Genomic DNA, 2,583 nt, shown 5'->3' with positions numbered 1-2,583 from the left:
CCCGGATGGCCACTTCAAATTCCCCCACCTGTGGCCGCGCAAACTCCTCCAGGCAGGACGGTCGAATTATTGATCAGTCATGGTCGGTATTGAGCGCCAATCGGGCGGCGGCCTCCTTGAGTCGGTAGCTTTTTCCCTCGAACTCGAGCATGACGGCGCGATGCATGAGGCGGTCCAGGATGGTCGTGCCCATGGTGGCATCGCCGAGATACTTGCCCCAGTCCTGCACGACCCGGTTAGAGGTGACGATGATGCTGCTGCGACGCTTGTAGCGTTGATGGACGACAGACTGCAGCACCTCGGCGCTGGTGTCCGAGATGCGCCGCGCCAGGAACAGATCGTCCAGTACAAGAAGATCGGGTTCCACATAGACGTTCAGCATGGCGGCCTGCTCAGCCGGCGTGGACAGCGCGAAACGGGCGAACTCGGTGTCGGCCTCGACGTAGCGCACATCGTGCCCTTGCAGGGTCGCCTGGTAGGCCACGGCCTTGGCGACGTGGCTCTTGCCGGTGCCCGGCTTGCCGATGATCAGGGCGTTGGCGCCTTCGCCGATGAACTTGAGGGTGTGCAGTTCGAAGCAGGCCTGACGCGGCAGCTTGGGGTTGAAGCGCCAGTCGAAGTCGCCCAGCGTGAGCCGCTCCTCGAGCCTGGAGTGCTTGAAGCGCCGCTCGGTCAGCCGCGAGTGGCGCCGGTCGAGTTCGTCCTGCAGCATGACGGCGAAGGTCTCCAGGAAGGGCTGTTGGGACGACTGCGCCTGCATCACGCGCGTGTTCAGGGTGGCGGCGATGCCCGACAGGCGCAGATCGCGCAGAGCGCGTTCAATCTCATTGAGGGTCATGCTTGCGAGCTCCGGTGGTGGGGAGATGGGACGGCTGGGCGGCACAGCGCGCGAACAGCTCGGCGTAGATGTCGGCGGGCCGGATCAGCGGATGCTCCTGGGTCAATGCGAGCTCGCCTTGCCTCGGGCTGTCGACGGTGTCGATCGCGGCCAGCGCGTCGGCCACGAACTTCTCGGTCAGCTCCTTGACGTGGCGATAGCTGTGCACGCCATCAACGATGGCGCGCGCACAGGCGCAGTCCACGAGGCGCCGCGGATAGCGGTTGGCCAGGCTCACGATGCCCCACAGCTTGCGCTGACCCACCCGCCCCTCGACGGCGAACAGCATCTGGCACAGCCGTTCGGCGGCAGGGCCGATCGCCTTGGCCTGGCCGAGGATGCGACGCGTCTCGCGCGAGGGGTTGAACACACGCTCGTCTTGCGGCAGCACAACCGTGCCCGGACGTTCGACGCGCGCGTGGGTGCGCAGCAGCGCCTGCGTCTTGAGGTCGCGGATCTCGATTCGGCGCTCGAACAGACGCACCAGCACCCGGCTGCCGATGGGCGCCGGGCGCGCGGCGTAGCTGCTGTGATCGATGCGCACACAAGTGTCGTCGCAGACGGTGCGCTGGGCCTCGGTGAAGTACTGCATGCCCAGCATCGGCAGCGGCTGCAGCAGCGGACGCTCCTCCTCGAACATGGCCTGCACTTGGCGGCGCGTGCTGCCGTGGATGCGCGGGGCGGCCCACTTGCGCTCCCAGTGCTCCAGGAATTCGTTCTGCTCCTCCAGGGACTCGAAGCGCCGCCCCTTCAGGGCCGTGGCCTGCGTGTGGCCGATGGCGTTCTCCACGCTGCCCTTGCGATTGGGGTCGCGTACCCTGGCCGGATCGCCGACCACGCCATAGTGGGCCAAGGTGGCGGCGTACACGGGATTGAGCTCGGGCTCGTACAGGTCTGGCCGCAGCACGCCTTCCTTGAGGTTGTCCAGCACGACGTAGCGGCAACTGCCGCCGAAGTAGCGCCAGGCCTGCTCGTGCAATCTGGCCCAGGTCTCCTGGCTGGACTTCCACACGACGCGGCGGAAGCTGCGCCGCGAATAGCGCAGCGTCGCCACGAACAGGCGCGGCTTGCGATAGCGCTCGGTGCCCGGCACGCGCGTGGGCGCGCCCTCGCCGTAGTCAACCTGCATCTCCTCACCGGGCAGGAATTCCAGGCGATCGAATTGCTCGGGCTGGCGCTGGCGCAACCGGGCTACAAAGCGTTTGACGGAGCCGTACGCGCCGGCGAAGCCGAACTGATCGACCAGATCCTGGTAGATGGCCGTGGCGTTGCGCCGCAGACGCAGTTGCGCTTCGATGAAGCTGCGGTGCGGTTCGCATGCCGACACGGCACCGGCGTGGCCGGCCGTCGCGGCCGGTGGCCGGGGTGGGGGAATTTGCGCTGCCGAGCCGGTGGCCACCCCGGGGGAATTCGACGCGGCCGCGGCGAAGCGCTTCTGGTAGCCACGGATCGTCTTGCGGTCGATTCCCGTCACGCGTTCGATCTCGCGCTGGCTGGCCCCCGCGGCCAGCAAGGTCCAGATGGTCGTTTGCAGATGCGGCTTCAAGACGTTCACTCCAGTGCCCTCCCAGTTGAGAGGGCGGAAAGTAACGTCCTGCCTGGTCCGACCCCAGCGCAGCGCAAGCCGCGCTCAGCGCGTCAGAGCGCCGCCGGGGTGGGGGAATTTAAGCTGGCCAAAGGTGGAGGAGTTTGGGTGGCCGCCGGGG

At 67.1% G+C, this 2,583-nt stretch carries 2 protein-coding genes; both read right to left on the bottom strand.

The features are described 5' to 3' along the window. Nucleotides 1-73: 73 nt before the first annotated feature. Nucleotides 74-838 (bottom strand): IS21-like element helper ATPase IstB, encoded by a 765-nt coding sequence (istB, locus tag AC3A6X_RS36320; RefSeq protein WP_487846701.1) that lies wholly within the window; start codon nt 836-838, stop codon nt 74-76. Then, the gene (gene istA, locus AC3A6X_RS36315) at nt 825-2,432 is read right to left on the bottom strand and encodes an IS21 family transposase (RefSeq protein ID WP_487846700.1); all 1,608 of its coding nucleotides are present in this window, start codon (nt 2,430-2,432) and stop codon (nt 825-827) included. The genes istB and istA overlap by 14 nt, the downstream gene beginning before the upstream one ends. Nucleotides 2,433-2,583: the final 151 nt, after the last annotated feature.

The organism is Variovorax sp. Soil_C_12, assembly GCF_057657375.1.
Note: the sequence above shows the minus strand (reverse complement) of the source record. Positions and strands in the feature narration are given on the sequence as shown.

Coding starts and splice junctions, on each gene's coding strand:
- istB (WP_487846701.1), bottom strand. CDS start 838: ATGACCCTCAATGAGATTGAACGCGCTCTGCGCGATCTGCGCCTGTCG.